Here is a 23565-nt window from a genome sequence, read left to right on the forward strand (position 1 = left end):
TAGCTAAACATGAAAAACAGAAAAACACTCTTACTTATACTACTTTGTACTTCTCTTCACGTTTATTCCTTCTCTTACCGTTATATAAATACAGAAAACGGGTTGAGTAGCAACCGTGTATTCCAGATTGAGAAAGACACTACCGGATTCATGTGGTTTGTGACCTACATGGGCATTAACCGTTATGACGGATCAGAGATACGCAACTACAAACTCAGTATTCAGGACACCATCGAAGAAATCTATTTCCCTTCCACAAAGATGGTGAAAGACCGGGATGGTGGCATTTGGATTGTACTCTATACCGGAAAAGTTTTTAGATATAACAAAAACATAGATGATTTTGAGTGTATGCTGGACATCCGAAAAGACCTGCATTCCGACAGTCACATTATCTCTTCCGTGTTCTTCGATGAAGCTAACCGACTATGGATATGTTCGAATATGGGATTGTACACTTATACCCCCCGCCAAGAACTCCGGTTCGTACGCGTTTTTAAAGATAAAAACACATATGTTGTAACCCAACAAAACAGCCATACCTATTATGTAGCTTCTAATGAAGGTATCTATAAGATAAAGGAAAAAATGCCCGACGATTATACAATCATCGAAAAGAACGCCCTGCCCGAATCTTCCGGGCCGGTAACAACCATGCTATGTCATGAAGAGTACCTCTACATCGGTACCGAGTCCAAAAGTGTCTTCATGTTTGATTCTAAACGCAACCTGCGCATATCATTGAACCCAATCATTCCCAATGTCCCCATCCGGGCTATAAAACGTTTGGCAGACCATCATATTCTGGTTGGTACTGATGGATCCGGTGTTTATGTGGTGGATACTCAAACCCACAAGCTGGTCAGTTCCTATGTGGCCGACGATGATGTGAAAGACGGTCTAAGAGGAAATACCGTTTATGATATCTACGTGGATAATGCCGGTTGCCTCTGGATAGCCACCTATACTAACGGAATTACCATTATTGACCCGTTTTCGCCGGAAATCATACGTACACGTCACGAATACCGAGAACCCAATTCGCTAATCAACAATCATGTGAATGTTATTTTCGAAGATTCCGACGGCGATCTGTGGTATGGAACCAATAACGGAATCAGTGTTTATGACACCCGGAAACAAAGATGGAAACATTTCCTCGACAATCAGGAGAATAAAGCTGTTATTCTATGTTTCTGTGAAGACAAAGATGGCAATATCTGGACGGGAGGATACGGCGTAGGCGCATTCCGCATAGATAAACAAAGTGGTAAGATACACTCCCTCTTGCATCAAAAAGGAGCCAATGCGTCCGGGATATTTGATGCCTATCACATCTATGCCATGTATGCCGATGATGAGAACCTATGGTTAGGCAGCCTCGACAAAAGTATGATCCAATATAATCTCCGCACCAAATCTTTCAATTATCACAGCATCGAAGCTATAGGCGATATAAAACCTCTCAATGACAGTATTCTGCTTTGCGGTACAGCCAATAGCCTGGCAGTATTTAATAAGAACACCCACCACTATAAAGAATACCTCCATATCGGTCAGCGCATACAGAATCGTGCAATCCGTAATATTGCTCCTGTTTCCAATAAAGAAATCTGGATGAGTACAGAAGGGAACGGAATCATTTGCTACAATCTTGAGTCCGAAACCTCCACCTCTTATACTGAAAAAGAAGGGCTCAAATCAAACTACATTCATAGTATGAAGCTCGATGACTGGAACCGCCTTTGGTTTACTACAAACAAGGGAATATCTTATATAGATCTCAAAACAAGAAAAGTGGTAAGTATTGGCGAATATATCGGTTTGAACAACCTCGAATACAGCTACCACATCGCCTGTAAGCGTAAAAATGGTAATCTGGTATTTGGAACAACAGATGGCGCCGTTGAGTTCTCCGCCCAGCAAGAAACCGATATTCAACTGGAATCCAAGCTGATTATCACCGATTTCAAGTTATTCTACAACTCAGTAAAGGCAAAAAGTGAAGGTTCACCGCTGAAACAGGCCATCAACGAAACCTCCGCCTTTTCGCTGGCCTACGACCAGAACTCTTTCTCCTTTGCCTTTTCTTCCGTTAATTTCCACCATCAGCACCTGATTTCTTATGTCTATAAACTCGAAGGTTTTGATAATGAATGGTATGCTGCACCCGAAAATAATATCATCAGCTATACCAATATCAATCCCGGAAAATACACATTCAGACTCAGAGCATTAAACAAAGACAATAAGGAAATCATTGACGAAAGGGAGTTGGACATTGAAGTTGCCCGACCTTACTGGGAGTCGGGTTGGGCCTGGGCAGTTTATCTGCTTCTGTTTGCAATATTGCTGCGGTTCATTATTCAGTATGCCAAAAACAAGATGGACAAACGGTATTCAAAAGAAAAGATACGTTTCTTTGTTAATGTAGCCCATGACATTCGTACTCCGGTGTCTCTAATCAAAGGTCCTCTAAATGACCTCGGAGAGAGTGAGGCACTAACTGAAAAAGGCAAAACCTCTCTTTATATTGCCGTAAAGAATACTGAAAAACTGTTTCAGATGGTTTCCCAATTACTTGATTTCGAAAAGGCAGATCTTTCGGCATTGCGACTCATTGTGAGCCCTAATGAGCTGGCGGAATACATACAGGAAAAAATATCTTTCTTTAATGTCGAAGCTAAGCACAAGCAAATCTATCTGACATACGATATCGGTTTCGACTCGCTTAGCGTATGGTTTGATCGCGAGAAGATGGATAAAATAGTTAATAACATCCTCTCCAATGCCATCAAATACACGAAAGAAGGCGGACAAGTCCACATCAAGGTCTGTCAGGATGATAAAAACTGGTCTCTTATCGTGTCGGACACCGGCATTGGTATTCCGGCATCCGAACAAAAACATCTATTCAAGAGTTTTTTCCGGGCTAAAAATGCCATCAACTCAAAAGAAACAGGTAGCGGTATCGGGCTGTTACTGACTAAAAAGTTAGTGAAACTGCATAAAGGAGAAATATCCTTCAGTAGTAAAGAAGGTATAGGAACAGAATTTAGACTGACTTTTCCAAAAGGAGACCAGTATTTTATGCGCGGCAACAAACTAACCGAATATCAGGGGAGCGATTATCCAAAAGTCCAAGTCATCCCCCGCGAAGCGGAGCAACAAGAAAAACAGTCACAGAAAGTCACTATTCTTGTAGCCGAAGACAATGATGATATGCGCCTGTTCCTCAAAAACAGTCTTTCAACAGACTATCATGTGGTGGAAGCCTCCAATGGCGAAGAAGCTATGAATATGGCCCTACAGTTGAACCCCGATATCATTGTATGTGATATCATGATGCCTGTTCTCAACGGAGATGCCGTATGTAGCCGCATTAAAACTTCAGTAGAAACAAGCCATATTCCTTTCATTCTTCTCACAGCTTTGGCAGATAAAGAAGATATTATCAAAGGACTGGACTGTGGTGCAGATGATTATATCACCAAACCTTTCGACATATCCATCCTAAAGGCCCGGATACGTAACCTACTCGCCAACAGGAAGAAGATAAGAGAAGCATTACTTTCTGACAATCCACCTGCTCAGGATGTAACATACACCAATACGTTAGACCGCGAGTTTATGGAGAAAATTCTTGCATTGATTGATGAATGTATGGAAGATCCCGAATTTTCTATCAACAATCTCTGCGCTAAACTCGGAATGAGCCGTTCCTCACTGTATAATAAACTTAAAGCTCTGACAGATCAGGCACCGAATGATTTCATACGTATCATCCGCCTGAAAAAAGCTGCGGAGCTTTTGCGCAGCAGGAGATACAATATTTCGGAAGTAGCTGCCATGACCGGTTTCCCCGACTCCAGTTATTTCAGTACAGCTTTCAAAAGGCAGTATGGAATGAGTCCGCGCAAATACTTGTCCGAAGACCCCGGTTAAAAGACGTATCCGGATAAGTATTACAACATATTCCCGCTTTCTATAGAATTCAGCTTTCTCTTTCAGACTTATCTGAAAGGTTCGAAGTTCAGTTTCTGTGTGAATCCAACACGGAAAGGCGTTCTACCCCTATTCCTTTCCTTTTTTGATAACTGATAAAATACTTTTGATAACTGATAAAAATCTCCCCTTAACAGGAAACAAAAGTATTTTAATAACTGGAAAAAGCCATTTCCGCTTACTATGCGTAATCTTGCAGGCAGAAAACCTTCGCACTGATTTTAATCTTATAAATAGAAAACATATGAAAACAGTTACCTTACTAATTACTCTCTTTTTATGTATACCTTGCATGGCTCAGCCAGGCAAAAAAGTAAAAGAAAAAAGAACCTATAACAATCCGGTTATTGACTACAGTCTGCCCGATCCAACAATCATCAAGGCTGACGACGGCTACTTTTATCTTTATGCTACTGAAGATATACGCAACCTGCCCATACACCGCTCCGCCAACCTCGTTGACTGGGAGTTTGTAGGCACAGCCTTTACGGACAGTACTCGTCCCACTTTCCAGCAATTGATTTGGGCACCGGATATCCGTAAAATAGGCGATAAATATGTGCTCTACTACGCCAACTCTTCCTGGGGTGAAGAACACACAAATGGTATTGGCGTAGCGTGGTCTTTACGCCCCGAGGGTCCTTTCACCGACGCAGGAAAGTTATTTCTCAGCGATGAAATTGAGGTTATGAATTCCATTGACGCATTTTATATGGAAGAAAATGGCCGAAAATACCTCTTCTGGGGTAGTTGGCACGGACTGTGGGGAGTGGAACTGGCCGATGATGGTCTTGCCCTCCAACCCAATACGCCCAAAATTCCTATAGCCGGAAATGGCTACGAAGCCGGACTACTGCATAAACACGGTGATTACTATTACCTCTTTGCCTCTACAGGTTCCTGTTGCGAAGGATTGAAGAGCACTTATACCACTGTTGTAGGCAGATCGAAGAATCTGTTTGGCCCTTATGTCAATAGAAAAGGCGAACTTATGCTCAGCAACCATCACGAGGTAGTTATTGAGAAGAATAAAGATTTTGTAGGTCCCGGGCACAATTCTCAACTTGTGACAGACGATGCCGGTAATGACTGGATATTCTATCACGGCGTCAATGTAAAGAACCCCGAAGGACGTGTACTTATGATGAGCAAAATTGTCTGGGAGGATGGCTGGCCCACCGTTGAGAATAGTTCTCCGGCTGTTACAGCAACTGCCCCCTATTTCAAAAGTCAATACAAAAATTAAGAAATAAGAAGTATGAAAGATTTAGTTTTGAAAGGATTAAGGATAACCGTAGTGTCACTGGCTCTTTCCGGGTGCAATACCCCTGATAATCTTTATCTGGACCCTGCCCAACCTATAGAGGCAAGGGTGGATAACCTAATGAAACAGATGACGTTACAAGAAAAAGTGGCCCAGATGTGTCAGTATGTCGGCCTGAAACACATGCAGACCGCAGAACGCGACCTGCTGATCACAGAAATGGAGAAAAGCCATGCACAAGGCTTTTATAAAAATCTCCATTCAACAGATGTAGCCCGGATGACAGAGGAAGGTTTAATAGGTTCCTTCCTCCACGTCACCGATCTTGAAGAAGCCAACCACCTGCAAAGTCTGGCACAAAAGAGCCGGTTGAAGATCCCCCTAATCATAGGCATCGATGCCGTCCATGGCAACGGACTATGTAGCGGAACAACTATTTACCCTACTCCCATCGGTCAGGCAGCCACATTCGAACCTGCTTTGATAGAACAGGCCTCTCGTGAAACCGCTCTTGAGATGCGTGCCACCGGAGCACACTGGGCATTCACTCCCAATGTGGAAGTAGCACGTGACCCACGTTGGGGACGCACCGGAGAAACCTTTGGCGAAGATCCTCATCTGGTAGGGGTAATGGGTGCCGCAACCGTACGGGGATTACAGGGAAATGATTTCTCCAATCCCGAAAACGTCATTGCGTGTCCTAAGCACTTCATCGGTGGAAGCCAGTCTATAAACGGAATCAACGGAGCACCTTGCGATGTTTCTGAGCGCACCATCCGCGAAATATTTCTTCCTCCCTTCAAAGCCTGCCTTGATGCCAATGCCTACACTTTTATGATGGCACACAACGAGGTGAATGGAATACCCTCGCACAGTAATAAATACCTAATGACCGATCTCCTGCGTGACGAATGGAAGTTCGACGGATACATCGTCAGCGACTGGATGGACATCGAACGATTGCATGATTACCATCGTGTTACTGAAAGCTATGCCAATGCTTTTGTGCTCTCCGTGCAATCGGGTATGGATATGCACATGCACGGACCCGACTTCATGGAAGCCTTGCTGGAAGCTGTGAAAGATGGCAGACTCACAGAAAAACGTATCGACCAGTCTGTCAGAAGGATACTCACTGCAAAATTTAAACTCGGACTTTTCGAAAATCCCTATTTCGATGAAGCCAAAAGCAAAGACCTACTCTTCAATAAAGCCCATCAGCAAACAGCCCTCGAAATTGCGCATAAATCCATTGTACTATTGAAGAATGACGGCATATTGCCACTCGACGCTTCCAAATACAAAAAGATATTTGTTACAGGTCCTAATGCCGATACCCATGTCATTCTGGGTGACTGGGCTGTACCACAGCCCGAAGGAAATGTAGTAACCGTACTGAAAGGCTTGAAAGATGCGGCACCCAATACTACTTTCTCATTTCTTGACTTTGGCTGGAACATCCGTACCATGGATCCGGCTAAAGTGAAACAAGCTGCCGGCATGGCCCGCCAGGCTGATCTTGCCATCGTAGTCGTAGGAGAAAACTCTATGCGTGAGCACTGGTCAGAAAAAACCTGTGGAGAAAATACCGACCGTTCTGATATTAACCTGCCCGGACTCCAGCAAGAATTAGTGGAAACCATTCAAAACACAGGTGTGCCCACTATCGTCATACTTGTCAATGGCCGGCCTTTGGGCGTGGAATGGATCGCTGATCATGTTGCTGCTCTCATCGAGGCCTGGGAGCCCGGTTCATTCGGTGGTCAAGCCATTGCTGATATCCTCTATGGAAAAGTCAACCCCTCGGCCAAAATGCCGGTCACTGTACCTCGTAACGTAGGACAAATCCAGTCTGTATACAATCATAAACTGACAAGCAACTGGTTCCCCTACGCCATAGGCAAAAACGGTCCGTTATTTCATTTTGGTTATGGTTTGAGCTACACTACTTATCAGTACACTAACCTTCGCCTCTCTAAATCCGAAATATCCACGGATGAAACTCTGACAGCCAGTATAGACATCACCAACACCGGTCAAATGGATGGTGACGAAATAGTTCAGTTATACATCGGAGATGATTTCAGTTCCGTCACCCGCCCACTCAAAGAACTCAAAGGTTTCAAACGCATATCTCTTAAAAAAGGAGAGCAAAAGACCGTGACATTCGATATCACTCCCCATATGCTGTCTTTTTATGATACGGATATGAACTTCAAAGTGGAGAAAGGAACATTCAAGATCATGGTGGGATCTTCTTCCCGAGACGAGGATCTCAATACAATTGAATTACGCGTAAAATAACTTCATATTGTCCTATTTTAAATCTATCAGCCTATGAAAACATAAGTAAGAAAAACCACTAAATCACAGTCAAGAGTTTACAAACCATTAATTTAGGTAGTGTAGACATTCTACATTGCCTATTTCTTTAAATCCATTATTTTATGAAAAATAGAATTAGAATTGATTCCTGCCATGTTGCTGCCATGAAATGGCTTCGGCTCTCATTGTTCCTGCTCTTTGGGCTTGTCCTTATTCCGATGTACGGTCAGAGCGACATAACCATACGGGGAAAAGTCGTCTCAGCAACCGACCAGTCCGAATTAATCGGTGTAAATGTGCTCCTGAAAGGTACCAGTAGCGGAACAATAACAGATGTAGACGGAAACTTCCAGTTGAAAGTGTCCCCTAATGCTACGCTGGTATTCTCTTATATCGGCTATAACGACCTTGAGTTGAACCTCACTCCGGGAAAGACACAATACACTGTAGCTATGACTGAAGACTCACAACTCATTGATGAAGTTGTGGTTGTAGGATATGGCGTACAAAAGAAGAAACTGGTCACCGGTGCCACTGTACAGGTTAAGGGCGACGACATAGCCCGTATGAATACCGTTTCCCCACTGACTGCATTGCAAAGCCAGACTCCCGGGGTAAATATCACCAAAACATCCGGTCAGCCCGGTGAAGGATTCAAGGTAATCATTCGTGGTATCGGTACTACAGGTTCTTCCAATCCCCTTTATATTGTAGATGGAGTGGCCAGAGGGAACATTGATTATCTGAATCCGGCTGATATCGAATCACTGGATGTACTTAAAGATGCCGCATCGGCAGCCATCTACGGAGCACGCGCCGCCAACGGTGTTATCCTGGTAACCACCAAACAAGGCCGTGAAGGAAAAGCTTCCATCCAATATGACGGATACTATGGCGTACAAAACGTATACAAGAAACTCAACCTGCTGAACGCTACGGATTATGCAATGATCAGACAGGAAGGGCAGTCCAATGACAACATGGAACCGCTCGATTTTGATAAGCTCCTGGCACCGGGTGACTGGAAAAGGATACAGGAAGGCAAATGGAACGGAACTAACTGGCTGAATGAAATGGAAAATAAAAATGCTCCTATCCAAAGCCATTCGCTTAATATCTCGGGCGGAACACAACAATCCGTATACTCTATGGGCCTGTCTTATACTGCACACGAAGGTATTTTCGGCAAGCCCGTAGAACCGCACTATGACCGATACACTGCCAGAATCAATTCCGAGCATACGCTATACCGCATTAAAGATATGGATGTGATTAAAGTAGGTGAAAACCTCTCTTACTCATACAGTGAAAAAAAAGGACTTGCCATAGGCAATATGTACGGTAACAACATTTCTTCAGCCTTACAAACGAATCCCATGCTGCCCATGTGGGCCAGAGATGAGAATGGAAATGATATCGTAGGTGAATACCATCAAGCCATCCCCTTGTTGAATGTAGAAGTGAATCCGATTGGTAAAATGGTCTATGAAAATGGAAACAATCTTTCCAAAAACCACAACCTGAATGGTAATATATACGCTGTAATTCAACCGATCAGGAATTTAAAGTTCAGAACGAATTTCGGATATAATTTCAGTGCTTCTTCATACCGTAGTTTTTCTCCGAAATACCATTTGGGAGATGCAGCTAAGAGAGATAATAATTCTGTATACCAAAGTATGAGTACCGGTTTGGGATGGACATTTGAAAACACCCTGTCGTATGATTTTACAATCAAAGATACTCATAACTTCAATACCCTCATCGGTATGTCAGCCGAAAGAGGCGGATTGGGTGAAAGCATAAACGGTACGAACGAGAAATTAATCTTCGACTCCTTTAAATACGCCTATCTGGATAATGCCAAACTAATTATCCCCGGACAGACCACCCTCGGTGGAGCACCATGGGAAAAGACCGGATTGATGTCTTACTTTGGCCGTATCAATTACGACTACAAAGAAACTTATATGTTAACCGTAGTTATGCGTGCTGATGGCTCTTCCAACTTTGCTAAAGGTAACAGATGGGGTTATTTCCCCTCCGTATCAGCCGGTTGGGTATTGAGTAATGAAAAGTTCATGGAGAATATCACCGACAAAATCAGCTTTTTAAAAATACGCGCCAGTTGGGGACAAAATGGTAATCAATCCATAACACCTTTCCAATATCTGTCTACTATTGCCATGTCTAATAACGACTACTTCCCCGGTCAAGACAAAGGTGACAAGCAAACCGGCTCCTATCCGGACATCATGCCGAATCCTGACGTGACCTGGGAAACATCCGAACAGTTGGACTTAGGATTGGATGCCCGGTTCTTTGACCACCGATTATCGTTTACTTTCGATTGGTACCACAAAAAAACGAAAGACTGGCTTGTACAAGCGCCCGTTTTAGCCAGCTACGGTACGGCGGCACCCTACATCAATGGCGGTGACGTTGTAAATAAGGGTGTTGAATTATCACTGGGATGGCGTGATAACATCAACGATTTCAATTACAGTGCTTTAATTAACCTTTCCCATAACAAGAATGAAGTGACTCGTATCGCCAATACCGAAAAGATTATTCACTCAGGGGTTCGTTTGGGAAATGTAGCGTCGGAGTTTGCCCGTGCCGAAGAAGGATACCCAATCGGTTATTTCTATGGCTATCAGACTGATGGATTATTCCAAACCCCGGAAGATGTTCAGAATTACAAAAACTCGGAAGGAGTAGTAATCATGCCGAATGCAGTACCCGGTGACGTGCGCTTTGTAGACCGTAATGACGACGGAATCATTGACGATAAAGATAAGACAATGATCGGCAAATCTAATCCCGACTACAACCTGGGCATTAATCTCAACATGAGTTACAAAGGATTTGACCTGACATTAGTGGCAAGTGGTGTCTTTGGAAACGATATATTAAGAGCATATCGCATGCCCGATAGTCCCAGCCAGAATTATACCAGTGAAATCCTGGGACGCTGGACCGGACCGGGAACATCAAACAGTATCCCCCGCATATCCAGTGGTAACCACATCAACCGTTCTTACATCTCCGACCTTTATCTGGAAGACGGATCATATGTAAGAATGAGCAATGTAACTTTAGGATACGATTTCAAGAAACTATGGAAATCACTACCTTTTGAACAAGTAAGATTCTATATTTCGGCCCAGAACCTGTTCACCATTACAGGCTATTCCGGCATGGATCCCGAAATCGGTACAAGTACCGGTGAAAACTGGATCAGCGGCGTTGATTTTGGTTTCTATCCTACTCCACGCACCTTTATGGTTGGAGCATCAATTAAATTTTAATTTAGACGCATTATGAAAAAGATTATATTATTGGCAATCGTTGCAATATCCTTTTCAATAACTGGATGTTCAGACTTCTTGGATACAGAGAATCTCACAAAGAAAGACTCTTCAAACTACCCCCAGACAGAAGAGGACGCACGGGAATTGCTAAATGGAGCATACTCCGCACTCTACATCTGTACGAACCCTTCCCACCCATTCCTGGCCGGAAACATCTTATCTGACGATTGCTTAGCCGGAGGAGGCCTGGGAGATTTATCTCAACCTATCCGTTATCTGAAAGTAATGTCCGAAAACGACTTTGGTCCCTTGTGGTCTGCCCTATACACCGGCATTTATCGTTGTAACAACATATTGGAAAATGCCGAAAATGTGCAATGGGAAAACGGGGTAGAGAAAAACAAGATCTTAGGTGAAACCTATTATTTAAGAGGCATGTTCTATTACTACATGGCTATAACTTTTGGCAATGCGCCCCTTGTTTTAGACACTACTCCTCAGAATAATCCTAAAGCAAGTGCCGATGAGATGTTCAAGGTGATTTTATCTGATTTAAAACAGGCTATTGAATTGCTGCCCAATATAAAATTTCAGGATATTGATAAGAATAAAATCGGATATGCCACCAAATGGGCGGCAGAAGCTCTTATGGCACGGGCCTACCTGTTCTATGACGGATATTACAAACAAAACAGGAGGGAAAACGTAACCCTGGATAATGGCTCTGTTACCTCGCAGAATGTCATTGCCTGGCTGGAAGATTGCATCAAGAACAGTGGTCATGATCTGTTAAGCGACTTCCGCAACCAATGGCCATACGCTATAGATATACCCGAAGCGGATTACAAATACGCGAGAGACAATAATCTGTCATGGGTAGGAGAAAGCGGTGATAATAATGAAACCATCTTTGCCGTAAAGTACTCTTCCATTGCCAGTTGGTCGGATAACTATAGCAATCCCATTGCACTGAATATCGGTTTAAGAGGGCAGACACAAGTTCCGTTCGGAATGGGATGGGGCATTTGTACGGTAAGTACCAATTTCTGGAATGAATGGCCCGATGAAGATTTGCGGAAGAAAGGTTCTATTTTAGATGTCAGAGATACGGAAGAAGGCCTTTCCGGTTATGACTTCGGAGTTTGGGAAGCATGGCAGGAAACCGGTTATCTGCCGAAGAAGTACCTGCCGGTAAATGTAAAGAAAGTCAATGCGGATGGTTCTGTTACTATCTGTAATTATAGCTGCGTGTTATATGGAACAAGTCCGCACTACATGAAAGATACAACACAGGATTTGGTACTCATCCGCTTTGCCGATGTATTATTGATGCATGCCGAAATGACCCGGACGATAGATGGCATCAACAGGGTAAGGACCAGAGCACAACTTCCACCGATTCTTGCTTATACCGATGAAGCTCTCCGTTCCGAACGCAGATATGAACTGGCTTTCGAAGCATTGAGATATCATGATTTGCTACGTTGGTACGGAACAGATGCAGGCACCATTATCAAGCAAAATCTGAACCACTGCATCATTTACAATAATTTGCAGCAAACCACCATCAACGAAGATAGAGGTAACGGCTACTTTGATCAGTTTGATAGAAGAGTAAAAGAAACCGGTGGGTTTATGCAGATTCCGAATGATCAGATTCAGCTCTCGAACGGGGTATTGGAACAAAACCCAGGCTGGGAAGGCTCCAATAACATGTTCTAAACGAGTATTCACCATAGAGTGGCACAGAGTTTCATTCTGTGTCACTCTGTGGTGAACCCGTCAGAAAATCGTATCTTTAAAAACTCATTTTGAACTAAAAGATGTATGAACCTGAAACAAGGAATAATAATCATTTGCTTACTCTTGGTACTGCCGCTTTACGGGCAGTCGCTTTCCGACTATAATCCCATCTGGAACACCCCGTCTAAAGGTTCACACGAATCGATGCCTTGTGGCGGAGGATCAATCGGTATGAACGTATGGGTGGAGAACGGGGAGCTTTATTTCTATTTCTCACGTAGTGGCACATTCGACGCCAATAACGGCTTTCTGAAAGGAGGCCGGGTAAAGATACACCTGACCCCTAATCCTTTCGAATCGGGAGACTTCCGCCAAGAGCTAAAACTTGAAGACGGATACATTGAAATTACCGCCGGCAAAGAAAAAAGCATCATCGAGATTTGGGCTGATGTATTCCATCCGGTCATTCACGTAGATGTGAAAGGTAGTCGTAAAACGGATATAGAAGTTTCTTATGAGAGCTGGCGATACAAGAACAGGTTGCTTCGCAAGGATGAATCTCATTTCAACTCTTATAAAGGCAACCCTCCCGAAGGTCTGTTTACAGCGAAGGATTCAATTGGTTTCATAGACAACCAAATCGGATTTTGCCATCGCAACGCAGCAGAAACAGTGTTTGATAGAACCGTAGAACGACAAGGACTGAATGATGTGAAAGATCAGATGATGAATCCTCTGAAACATCTCACCTTTGGTGGAAGAATATATGGCGATAATCTCGTAGCCGGAAAGACATATACGGGAATATACACTGATACAGATTTTAAAGGGTGGAGTCTAAAGAGCAGAAAACCGGCACAGGAGCATCAGATTCGGTTAGCACTTGCTACTTTGCAATGTGAAAACCCGGCAGACTGGGAAACAATGCTCAATAAAACCATCTCGAAAGTTCAAACCGATAAAAAAGCAAAGCAGAAAACCCGGCAGTGGTGGAACTCGTATTGGAAAAGAAGCTATGTCTTCATCGATTCCGGTAAAATAGGGAGTGATTACTGGAAAGTGGGCCGTAACTATCAGCTTTTCCGATACATGCTCGGATGTAATGCGTACGGTAGCGAACCGACTAAATTCAACGGCGGACTGTTTACGTTTGACCCGGTACACATAGATTCTACCCGGGTATTCACTCCCGATTTCCGCTTGTGGGGTGGAGGAACCATGACGGCACAAAATCAACGGTTAGTCTATTTCCCCATGTTGAAAAGCGGTGATTTCGATATGATGAAACCTCAGTTTGACTTTTACGAACGTATGCTGGACAATGCCAAACTACGAACGAAAGTCTACTGGAACCACGAAGGAGCCTGTTTTAGCGAACAGATCGAGAACTTCGGTCTGCCTAATCTGGCCGAATACGATTGGAAGCCACGCCATGAGGGATTCCCGGTAGGAGTAGACAGTAACCCGTGGTTGGAATACACCTGGGACACAGCCTTGGAATTTGCACTCATGATGTTCGATACGCACTTATATAATAACGAGCCTATTGTTCCGCATCTTCCATTCATTGAAAGCCTACTTACCTTCTTTGACGAACATTATAGCTATCTGGCATTAAGACGGGGAACGAACAAGCTCGATGGAGACGGTCATTTGGTGTTGTACCCCGGTTCGGCATGCGAAACCTATAAAATGGCAACCAACGCCACTTCTACCGTTGCAGCTTTGAAAGTCATTACGGAAAAGCTTCTGGAATTGCCGGAACTTGACGCTACACAACGTGAACATTGGTCGGGTTTCCTAAAACGTATTCCCCCCATTTCCTATCGTGAAGTGCAAGGTAAAAAGACAATCTCACCGGCAAAGATGTGGGAAAGAATCAATAATTCAGAAGTTCCGTCACTCTATCCCGTATATCCGTGGAGAATATACGGAATAGGCCAACCGGAGTTACAAACTGCAATTAATACGTATCTGTATGACCCTGAAGCCATCGAATTCAGAAGTCATATAGGGTGGAAACAAGACAATATCTTTGCCGCCTGCCTCGGCCTGACCGAAGAAGCTGAACGGCTCACCTTATTGAAACTGTCCGATGGGCCTCATCGTTTTCCCGCTTTCTGGGGACCCGGATTTGATTGGACACCCGATCATAACTGGGGAGGAAGTGGAATGATCGGCTTGCAAGAGATGTTACTTCAAACAAACGGTGATTCTATTCTCCTATTCCCTGCATGGCCTGAAAACAGAGACGTTCACTTCAAACTGCACGCTCCCAAACAAACCACCGTAGAAGTTACGCTGAGAAATAATAAAATTGAATTTATGCAGGTTGAGCCAAAGACAAGGGAAAAAGATATTGTTATTTGCCTTCCCTCGCATTTTAATCATAAATCTTTTTACCATGAATAGATGTATTTTAGTAACAGGAGTTTTCCTCTTTTTATTGAGTGCCGGCCTTTTTGCCTCGGATATTGATAAATATTATGCTAAGAAGGAATATATATCTCCCCGTAGAGATACGCTCAGATACAGGGTATTAGAACCTGAAAGAATAGAAAAGAATAAAAAATATCCGCTGGTCCTGTTTTTACACGGTGCAGGTGAGAGAGGAAGTGACAATGAAGCTCAACTGGTCCACGGAGCAAACATGTTCCTGAATCCGGTAATCCGGGATCAACACCCGACCTTCGTAATCTATCCTCAGTGCCCTTCTGAATGTTCCTGGTCTAATAGCAGTAAACCAAACAGCGAGGGTAAGTCCGGCGGCGAAAGATTCCCCGAAAACCCGGAGATTACCATTCCTATGGAAGCTGTAAAAGCAGTACTTGACATGTATATGAACAACGACAACGTGGATGTCAACCGTATCTATGTGATGGGATTATCTATGGGAGGAATGGGTACTTTTGATTTACTGTGCCGCTTTCCCGATTTATTCGCAGCAGCCATTCCTATCTGCGGGGGAATTAATCCTGAACGTTTGGAAAAGGCTTCACCAACCACAGCAATAACCATTTATCATGGAGATAAAGACGATGCAGTTTTCGTAGAGAATTCAAGAGCTGCATACCGGGCCTTGAAAAAGATAGGCAAAACACCAAGATACATTGAGTTCCCCGGATGTGGACATAACAGTTGGGACCCGGCATTTAATCAACCAGACTTTTTAGAATGGTTGTTCAGGCAATCCAAATAGGATGAATATATAAAGTGGGGAGATTGAATCTTCCCACTTTACACATAAACCCATACTGATCAAATTGTCATTTTGTATTTTTAGTTAGCCGAGAATCCGTTACTTCCAACCGGAACCTTACGAGAATGGAAATACACGAATGAAAACAAGCAAACATCAGATTGTTAATACACTATCGAAATACTTACATTTCTTCCAGACTGAAATATCTCTCCTAAATCATCCTTATAAGAGAAAATCACGTATCAAATAACCCTTTTACCCGGAAGTAGTAACCCTTTTACCTATAAGTAGTAATGATATCACCCATAAGTAGTAACCTTATCACCTGTAAGTAGTAACCCTTCTCTGTATAAATAGCTTGTAAAAATGCAATAACACATGGGGACAGTGCATTTTTATTCCTTACTTATTCACAGAATATGCTGGAATGCGAATCTGCACAATTAAGCGTGTTACAGAAAACAGGAATATTCCACCATTAAGAATACGATTCAGGAATTATATCATCATTTAGACATTTCTATTATTCTCCCCATCTTCCGAAGCCAACTGTACATTTTATCGGTTTCTTATTTTAATAGAGCATCAATCTTTACCACTGTCTGCGGATTACTGGGTCTCAACAAGCCTCCATAATCTACAATAATTCCATCACGGTTAATGAGCAGGAATTGCGGTATACTATGCATATTCCAATGAGCCATGATACGATGATAATCATCAGAAGTCGCCCAATCTTCCGAATAGATACATTCAATATTCTTCCCTCTCAAAGAGAAACGTTCCAGAATCTTATGGTATGCTTCCCGATCTCTACTTCCACAGATACTGGCCATAACCACATCATCGGGCGAATAACGTTTCCTCAGTTCCTTCAAAGGCTCCATTTCCGCCAGGCAAGGGGGACAGATTACTCCCCAGAAATCAACATAAATCACTTTGCCCGCATACTTTTCCAAAAGATTGTACACAGGGATCATGAACGGCATTTTCTCCCTGGCAGTCGCCTCATCAGCATTATCGCCATAAAGCATATAATGGGATATCGCTTGGGGGGCTTTCAGATAATTCACTTTATCCTGATATAGTTTAAGCATGGGTTGCCTTAAATAGGGAGCCCGAACTATAGAATCGAATTGAGACCTGTGATCAGCGATGTAAGTTGTATCATTATCGCATAAAGAGGTACCTATGGGTTGGAGGTATAAATAGGGAAGGATAGCACGATCTTTGCTAACCTCAATCACATTTGCTAAATCAAAATCACTTTTTTCTCTTCGGGTATGCTCAAAATAAAGGAACATATATACATTCGCGGCAAGCGAAAACAGACCGGAAAAAACGGTTTTCCCTGAAAAGACAGGGTCAAGTTCCGGCAATAATGCTTTATATCCGCTGACATCCTTGCCATCTGCCGCCTGTGATATAGCATTACCAAAGAGTGCAGTATAATAATCTATCAGCAATAAGTCCGCCGTATACTCTTCAACTTCTGCGCCCGGCGAATGTTCTTTGAGGAAGTCGGCACGACGTTCCAGGAGACTGGCATACTCTGTTTTCAATTCTTTTTCAAATTCATCAAAGGGTGCTTCTCTGTTATAGGAACTAAGTCTGCGATAGTATCCTCCTTCGGTAAAAAGAGCCATATACTGATTCAGCGCACCGGAAGTTCCGGTAATGCGGGGATGCAACAAATCGTTGAAGTCAATCTCAACATGCAGACTATCACCCGGGTGTACATACAAATGTTCCGCATAATTGCGAAGAGCAACCTCACGAGTTGAAGCATAAGAACTGAAACGGAAACAGAAAGTACCGTCATCCGCTATGGGAGAAGTGTAAACTGTTTCCAGACCGGACAGATAAGGTATCTCAAGTTTCACCTCCTTCGGATAAACTTCCCTGTTCAATACACGGCCCGAGATTATCACTTCTTTCGCCAAATCTTCATGACCCTTCTGAGCCTTACAGCCTAAGAAAGATAAAATTGCAAACAGTAAGCATAGATGTTTCATACGTATTTTATAATTAATAAATGACTAATAAATTCAGCGCACCGTTACAGACAGACTCTTTCCATATCCGGCAAACTCAGGTGCATAGGCCGATTGGACAGTAGCAATACCGGTTTGGTAAGTCCCCGAACGGTCTATATAAACTTTATACTCTATTTGGACAGTACCCTTTTTAAGTTTGTCAATAAAGAATTCAGCAGAGGTATCACGCATTACCTGATAATAACCGGTAGCATCGGAATGACGATATCCCGACAATGCCTCCTTGGGCTCCATACATGCAGCACGTGTATCTTTTATCTGAACGAAATCCATATCCCGATCCGCCCTCACGGTCAGCCGAACAGTAAGCTCATCTCCCACATGTAAATCCGTCTTCGATGAAACCTCCTTGCCGTCTTTATAATAGGTACGATTGATTTTCAATCCGTTGCCTTTTGCTGATTGCAATTTATCCATATCCTCCAGGCATTGAGCATATACAGCTCCCCAGCCTATTCCTGCACCTGTATGTACAATTTCTATTTGCCGGGCTCCGACCTCATTACCGGAGAAAGAACGACGGACATACCCTAATGCATCATCAGGGGTCACTACTGCTGTCCCGACTATTTCCGCTTTCATGGTACTGTTTTCCGCCAATCGGTTATCATCTCCACTCAAGAAAGCATACACAGCACCGGCAGTAGCTACCGGATTATCCCAAACCTGCATTTGTTTTTGTTTAAGCAACCATTGCTTCATTTCAGCAATTGCCAGCGGTTCTTTCAGAATACCGGATAAGGCTTCAATAGCAACCACTTGTGTCGGAATTCTGTAACTGCCCCATGAATACCGGGCTTTCGAAGTATCAAAATAGCGCCCCATCTCGGGAGTAGCAACGGAATATTCCAGAATGGATCGCGCCAATTCGTCCGCCTTCACCTTTTTACCCGCTTTATGCAGTATGGTAGCGATAAGTGCCCTGTCGTAAATCGCATCACTCGGAGCACCGGCCTCCAATCTATCAATCATATACGAATAAGCGGTTTTATCAGTTCGCTTTGCCACCTGCTCATCTAAAGCACAGATGTACAGATAATGCAAGGATTGCTCACCGGGTAATCCGTTCTTATTGCCTTTCTTTTCGTTTTCCTTCATCTGTCTGTATTCATTCAGCCATTGGGTATGGAGATAGCTTACAGCCTTTTCATACATTCCCTGCACCGGAAGGGTAGATGCACCCATTGTGCGAAGCCGTGCCAGCATTTCCACGATCCGGGTAGTGATGTAACGGTTCCCCGTCATCCCTTTATACCAGCTCCAGGAACCGTCAGGGAGCTGCAATGCTTCCAGGCGGGATACCGCAATACGATTACGGTTACTCATCATGTTCAAATCAAACAAAAGCGCTATATTTCTCTTCCGCTCTGTTTCATCAAGAGCATCTGCCAGCCAGGGAGTTTCTTTAAGTAACAGCTCTTTTAATTCTTCCTTATCATTAAGATTGCCCGACAATGGCCTTCCCTGTATCTTCCAGCTTTCAAATACCTGCCGGATGCGGGGATTGGCATCGAGGATGGCCACAGACAATGAATTGGTATAGTAAGCACTTGCCCACGACAAAGCATCCTCATCCACAGGATTGCCGATGACGGGTAAAGCCTGTATGGCATACCAGTCAGGATTGGCCGTCAGTTCCACCGTCAGCCGTTTGTTTGTTGCAGTTTTACTTCCATCATTAAACAGACTCCCCAGTGTAATCGATTTACTTTCCGTACCATTCAATTGAACGGGTATCGCTTCAGTCACCCATTGTTTATCGGATAAAACCGGAAGATAGCGCTGCTCGCCGTCACTGAAATTACTACCCTCGGCAATAATTCTGCAAATCAATACCGTAGGTTCCTCCGGGCTTTCTAAATCAAATGATACGGAAACGGTTGCTCCGGCATCCGCACTGAATTCATGTTCCCGGGTTGATATTATCTGATTTGTCTGCGGATCGACCAGTTCCATACGGGCTGTTCCCTGAATGTTTTCTCCGGACAGATTGATTATTCCCGTACTGATAACAGGTTTATCATTCACACGAATAAAACGAGGCATATTAGGCTGCACCATAAACGACTTGACAGCTTTCGCCTTAGCCGTTATCTGTCCGTAGTCCATGTTCCGGGTATGGGCAAATCCCATAAACTTCCATTCAGTCAGGCTTTCGGGCAAAGTAAAAGATATACTGGCTATTCCATTCGTATCCGTACGGAGGGCAGGATAAAAGAAAGCAGTCTCTGCAAAATTCTCGCGAAGAGGAACATAAGGAGAACCATCATCCAATGCCACAGCAGCAGAGCACTCAAATACTGCTACAACGGAGTTTCCATCCCCTACCTCAAAGCCGTCATCCAGCGTAACTTCATCCGTAAAGCTGGTATTTCCGGATTTCATCATCCGGCTATCTTGCTTGATACGGAAATTACCCCCAGAACGCGGAACTTGCCAGAACGGAGTATTCAGAGTACTATATATATCCCACCAACGGAGACCACGCAAAGTGCTACCCGAATAGGGGAAGTTACTATACATCCAGATGGAATGCCCGGAAGATATCAGATTCGCCCCGGTATCAGGAATAAAACGGGAGAGACTCAGATTGAAGTTCCAGTCATTGATGTATAACTTATCGAGTGAAGCATCATAAAGAGTGGCAAGTAATTGCGCATCAGCCGCTTTCTTGTCCGGATGCATGATCTGAAGTTTCCATTCCTCTTTTCCTCCCGGTTGCAGTTTGTCACGGAAAGTAGCCCATTTCAGCAGTAAGCTCTTTTCCGGACGGGGACGTGCTATCTGTACTTTCTTTGTATACAGCTTACCTTCGCGCATAAAAGCAAAGTTTACGGTGATTCCATCCCCATATTCCGGCTTATAGAGATAGGTAAACTTCCGGATTTCATTATTAAGGATCATTCGTTCGGATTCAATACGTTTATCGCCACAGAATACATCATACAGCAGATAGACCTCTTTCTCACTACTGCCTACATACAGGTTCACCGGATGCCGGGCATCAAGCTCTGCCCCATCCTGATAGAACCATTCCGGTGAGTATGCCGGCAAATGAGCGTCTGCCAATGAAAAGAGAATAAAGTCCTGTTCCGCCGTACAGGTTCTTCCCTGCCCGTCAAGGACTGAAGCCTCCATTCTATAACGTCCCGGAGTGAGAGCAAGTATATCCTCGGGAATAAATGATTGATAGGTCCCAACTGTACGACGGCACACCTCATTGCCTTTGTTGCCTTTCTCATCCAAGGCATACACCACGTAAGTGGCTTGAAGCGTTACAGGCTGCCGGCTTAAATTCAATGCCAGAATTTGTATAGTATCCCGCTTTTCACGTGCCACTTTGGAGCGCAAACCTTTAATCTGTAAGGCAACAGACTGCTGTCCTACAGGTAATGACAAGGCTCCGCTCTCTATTTCTCCGGTCAGGCTGATTACTTCAGCCGTCACTTTGTATGTATAGTAGCGCCCCGGTTTATCAGGTTGGAAATCATCCGGTTCACGCAGAAAGACAGGGAAGCGGAACTTCCCGTCTGCATCGGTCTGCATCTCACCTACAGCCAGAACCGTTTCATTGTCTGAGATCTTCCAGAACTCATTCAGTGAACGGGTTACTTTATAACTGAGTTTACACAAGCCCACCGGAACTCCCGCAAATGTATTTGCTTCGCCACTGACCATTAGTGTATCACCCATATTATAAGTATCCTGACAGGGATGGAAGACAACATCGAATGTAGGACGCTTGTATTCGTCTACACGGATATAGCGGCTTTCGCCATCTTGCACCGATATTTCGAATTCTCCCGGGAGAAGTACCTCAGGGAGTACGAAATCGCCATGAAAGGCTCCAAATTCATCTGTAGCAAGGGATATCTTACCCACTTCCTGCCGGTTAGCATCACGGAGCACTACGTCATTATGAACTCTGGAGAAAACACGGACCGAATCACCTGATTGCTCATACGCTACTCCCGAAACATGCACCACCTGGCCGGGACGATACAACGCACGGTCAGTGAAAAGAGAAACGTGCTTTTCCCACTTTCGTGAACCGGGCACATGATATCCCGCATTTGAAAAGCCTGCATAACTGATCTCCATATAATCAGCTCCCGGCTTACGGACATTTATTCCCAGCCAGTTTCCTACACTAGGTGGAGTCAGAATAACACTCCCTTTGCCATTCACAGGATATGCTTTGATCAAACGGTAACCTTCTCCCGGTGACACACGGTAATAGGCCACTTCAGTACCCGTTACCGGATGTCCGGTCAATCGGTCTACGATATTGATTTCCTGCTTTCCATCGGGTAATCCTAATGATATGGCCTGCAAGGAGGAGACATAAGCCTTTCCATAAGCCGTATATTTACGATGTCCGTCAGGGATAGACTTTACTACATAAATGCCCTCAACGGGGAATTTATAACGCAGTAAAGTATCTGTTTCCTTGTAGTCCGGAGTAGCTGCCAAATCATAATGGCGACTACTGACCAGTTTTCCATATTGACTTAAAGTGGAAGCATTTATTTCCCTCTCCAGGACAGGACTTGTGACAGGCAGATTCATCCGGTAAAGTTCTACCGTAAGTCCGGCCAGATTACGGTATTTTACTTTCAAATCAACGTCCTTTCCCGGATAGGCAAAAGGAATTTCCACCATTAGCCTGGGAGTCAATACTTCTGCTATCTGTTCTTTCAAATCATTGGCAGAAAGTGACCGGGGATATTTTGCAAGTCCGGTTTGTGCTGCTTTTAGTTTTGCGGTGTAATCCTGCATTCTATCATAGCGTTCTGCCAACTGGCAGTACACTTCTCCGCAAAGCGGGGAATCAGCAAATTCTTCCGCCCATTGTTTTAATAACGTTATTACTTGCTCATCGGTCAGCCTCAGCCTTTCATTCACTCCGCTCCGACTGACATCATTTCCTTTATAATGTAACTTATCCAGCATCAACAATAATCGGGCGTCTGTCATGCCTTGTTGGCGGTAGAAGTCAATCAGTCCGTCATAAATAGATAAAATCTCGGTTTGTATTTTCTCGGCTGATACAGGGTTAGCAATAAAATAGCCGCTTAGCCGGGAGATGGCCTGCCGGGCAAGCAACTGATACATATTATCACCACAATATTTCTCACTCAGTTCTTTGCTGTTGGTCATAGGACGGTAATCCACAGCAGACTTCCGGAAAAGTATCTCTTTATCTTGCAACGAACGTTGGAAATAAGCGATGGCAGTATCGATTGCAGTCTCATCTTTTTTACCTGTATCCAGGATATAATATCCCAGCAGATTATTCAGTATGGCCTGATATACCGTATCTTTTTCTTCCTCCATCCAAGCTTTCAAGGCGGACAATTCGCTATCCAGACTATCAGGAGTAATATCAATGCATAAGGATGCTCTCGTCAGATGTGCTTTCATCATCTGAGACACATTCTTTTCCTGTTTGGCATACTCGTAAATCTTTCGCAATTCTTGTATTGCAGATTTAGGCAGTTGCTTTTGTTCCAGAACTTCAACCTGTTTCCACATTTGTTCATACGACTGAGCGGAAACCCGAAGCGGCAGGCAGATAAGAATACTTATTATACCAGCCCAATAAAACATATTTCTCATTTGTGTTTTCGATTTACGTCCGACAATTAACAGGTT

General features: G+C 43.8%; 9 protein-coding genes. 7 read left to right on the plus strand and 2 right to left on the minus strand.

The window, feature by feature from the left end:
• Positions 1 to 9 precede the first annotated feature (9 nt).
• The 7 genes from K429_RS0110285 to K429_RS0110315 all read left to right on the plus strand — a co-directional run bounded on the left by K429_RS0110285 (position 10) and on the right by K429_RS0110315 (position 15850).
• Positions 10 to 3945: a two-component regulator propeller domain-containing protein gene (locus K429_RS0110285; RefSeq protein WP_026366846.1), complete on the plus strand. Its 3936-nt coding sequence runs from the start codon at positions 10 to 12 to the stop codon at positions 3943 to 3945.
• A gap of 304 nt (positions 3946 to 4249) precedes the next feature.
• On the plus strand, positions 4250 to 5251 hold the full coding sequence (locus K429_RS0110290) for a family 43 glycosylhydrolase (RefSeq protein WP_026366847.1): 1002 nt from the start codon (positions 4250 to 4252) through the stop codon (positions 5249 to 5251).
• 12 nt (positions 5252 to 5263) lie between these two features.
• Positions 5264 to 7573, plus strand: coding sequence for a glycoside hydrolase family 3 N-terminal domain-containing protein (locus K429_RS0110295; protein WP_026366848.1), 2310 nt, complete (start codon positions 5264 to 5266; stop codon positions 7571 to 7573).
• 143 nt (positions 7574 to 7716) lie between these two features.
• On the plus strand, positions 7717 to 10905 hold the full coding sequence (locus K429_RS0110300) for a TonB-dependent receptor (RefSeq protein WP_026366849.1): 3189 nt from the start codon (positions 7717 to 7719) through the stop codon (positions 10903 to 10905).
• Positions 10906 to 10917: 12 nt separating this feature from the next.
• The gene (locus tag K429_RS0110305; protein ID WP_026366850.1) at positions 10918 to 12630 is read left to right on the plus strand and encodes a RagB/SusD family nutrient uptake outer membrane protein; all 1713 of its coding nucleotides are present in this window, start codon (positions 10918 to 10920) and stop codon (positions 12628 to 12630) included.
• A 105-nt stretch (positions 12631 to 12735) separates the two neighbouring features.
• Complete coding sequence (locus K429_RS0110310) at positions 12736 to 15063, plus strand: DUF5703 domain-containing protein (protein ID WP_155923399.1); 2328 nt, start codon at positions 12736 to 12738, stop codon at positions 15061 to 15063.
• Positions 15056 to 15850, plus strand: coding sequence for a dienelactone hydrolase family protein (locus tag K429_RS0110315; protein ID WP_026366852.1), 795 nt, complete (start codon positions 15056 to 15058; stop codon positions 15848 to 15850). The genes K429_RS0110310 and K429_RS0110315 overlap by 8 nt, the downstream gene beginning before the upstream one ends.
• 572 nt (positions 15851 to 16422) lie before the next feature.
• On the opposite strand, the gene K429_RS0110320 is transcribed toward K429_RS0110315, so the two are convergent.
• Positions 16423 to 17868 (minus strand): TlpA disulfide reductase family protein, encoded by a 1446-nt coding sequence (locus K429_RS0110320; RefSeq protein WP_026366853.1) that lies wholly within the window; start codon positions 17866 to 17868, stop codon positions 16423 to 16425.
• A gap of 33 nt (positions 17869 to 17901) precedes the next feature.
• The gene (locus K429_RS0110325) at positions 17902 to 23529 is read right to left on the minus strand and encodes an alpha-2-macroglobulin family protein (RefSeq protein WP_026366854.1); all 5628 of its coding nucleotides are present in this window, start codon (positions 23527 to 23529) and stop codon (positions 17902 to 17904) included.
• Positions 23530 to 23565: the final 36 nt, after the last annotated feature.

The organism is Bacteroides sp. 14(A) (assembly GCF_000526555.1).
GTDB lineage: Bacteria > Bacteroidota > Bacteroidia > Bacteroidales > Bacteroidaceae > Bacteroides > Bacteroides cellulosilyticus.

Bases quoted from the DNA above. Each gene is read 5' to 3' on its own strand.
- K429_RS0110285 (WP_026366846.1), top strand. From the start codon at position 10: ATGAAAAACAGAAAAACACTCTTACTTATACTACTTTGTACTTCTCTT.
- K429_RS0110290 (WP_026366847.1), top strand. From the start codon at position 4,250: ATGAAAACAGTTACCTTACTAATTACTCTCTTTTTATGTATACCTTGC.
- K429_RS0110305 (WP_026366850.1), top strand. From the start codon at position 10,918: ATGAAAAAGATTATATTATTGGCAATCGTTGCAATATCCTTTTCAATA.
- K429_RS0110295 (WP_026366848.1), top strand. From the start codon at position 5,264: ATGAAAGATTTAGTTTTGAAAGGATTAAGGATAACCGTAGTGTCACTG.
- K429_RS0110315 (WP_026366852.1), top strand. From the start codon at position 15,056: ATGAATAGATGTATTTTAGTAACAGGAGTTTTCCTCTTTTTATTGAGT.
- K429_RS0110310 (WP_155923399.1), top strand. From the start codon at position 12,736: ATGAACCTGAAACAAGGAATAATAATCATTTGCTTACTCTTGGTACTG.
- K429_RS0110300 (WP_026366849.1), top strand. From the start codon at position 7,717: ATGAAAAATAGAATTAGAATTGATTCCTGCCATGTTGCTGCCATGAAA.
- K429_RS0110325 (WP_026366854.1), bottom strand. From the start codon at position 23,529: ATGAGAAATATGTTTTATTGGGCTGGTATAATAAGTATTCTTATCTGC.
- K429_RS0110320 (WP_026366853.1), bottom strand. From the start codon at position 17,868: ATGAAACATCTATGCTTACTGTTTGCAATTTTATCTTTCTTAGGCTGT.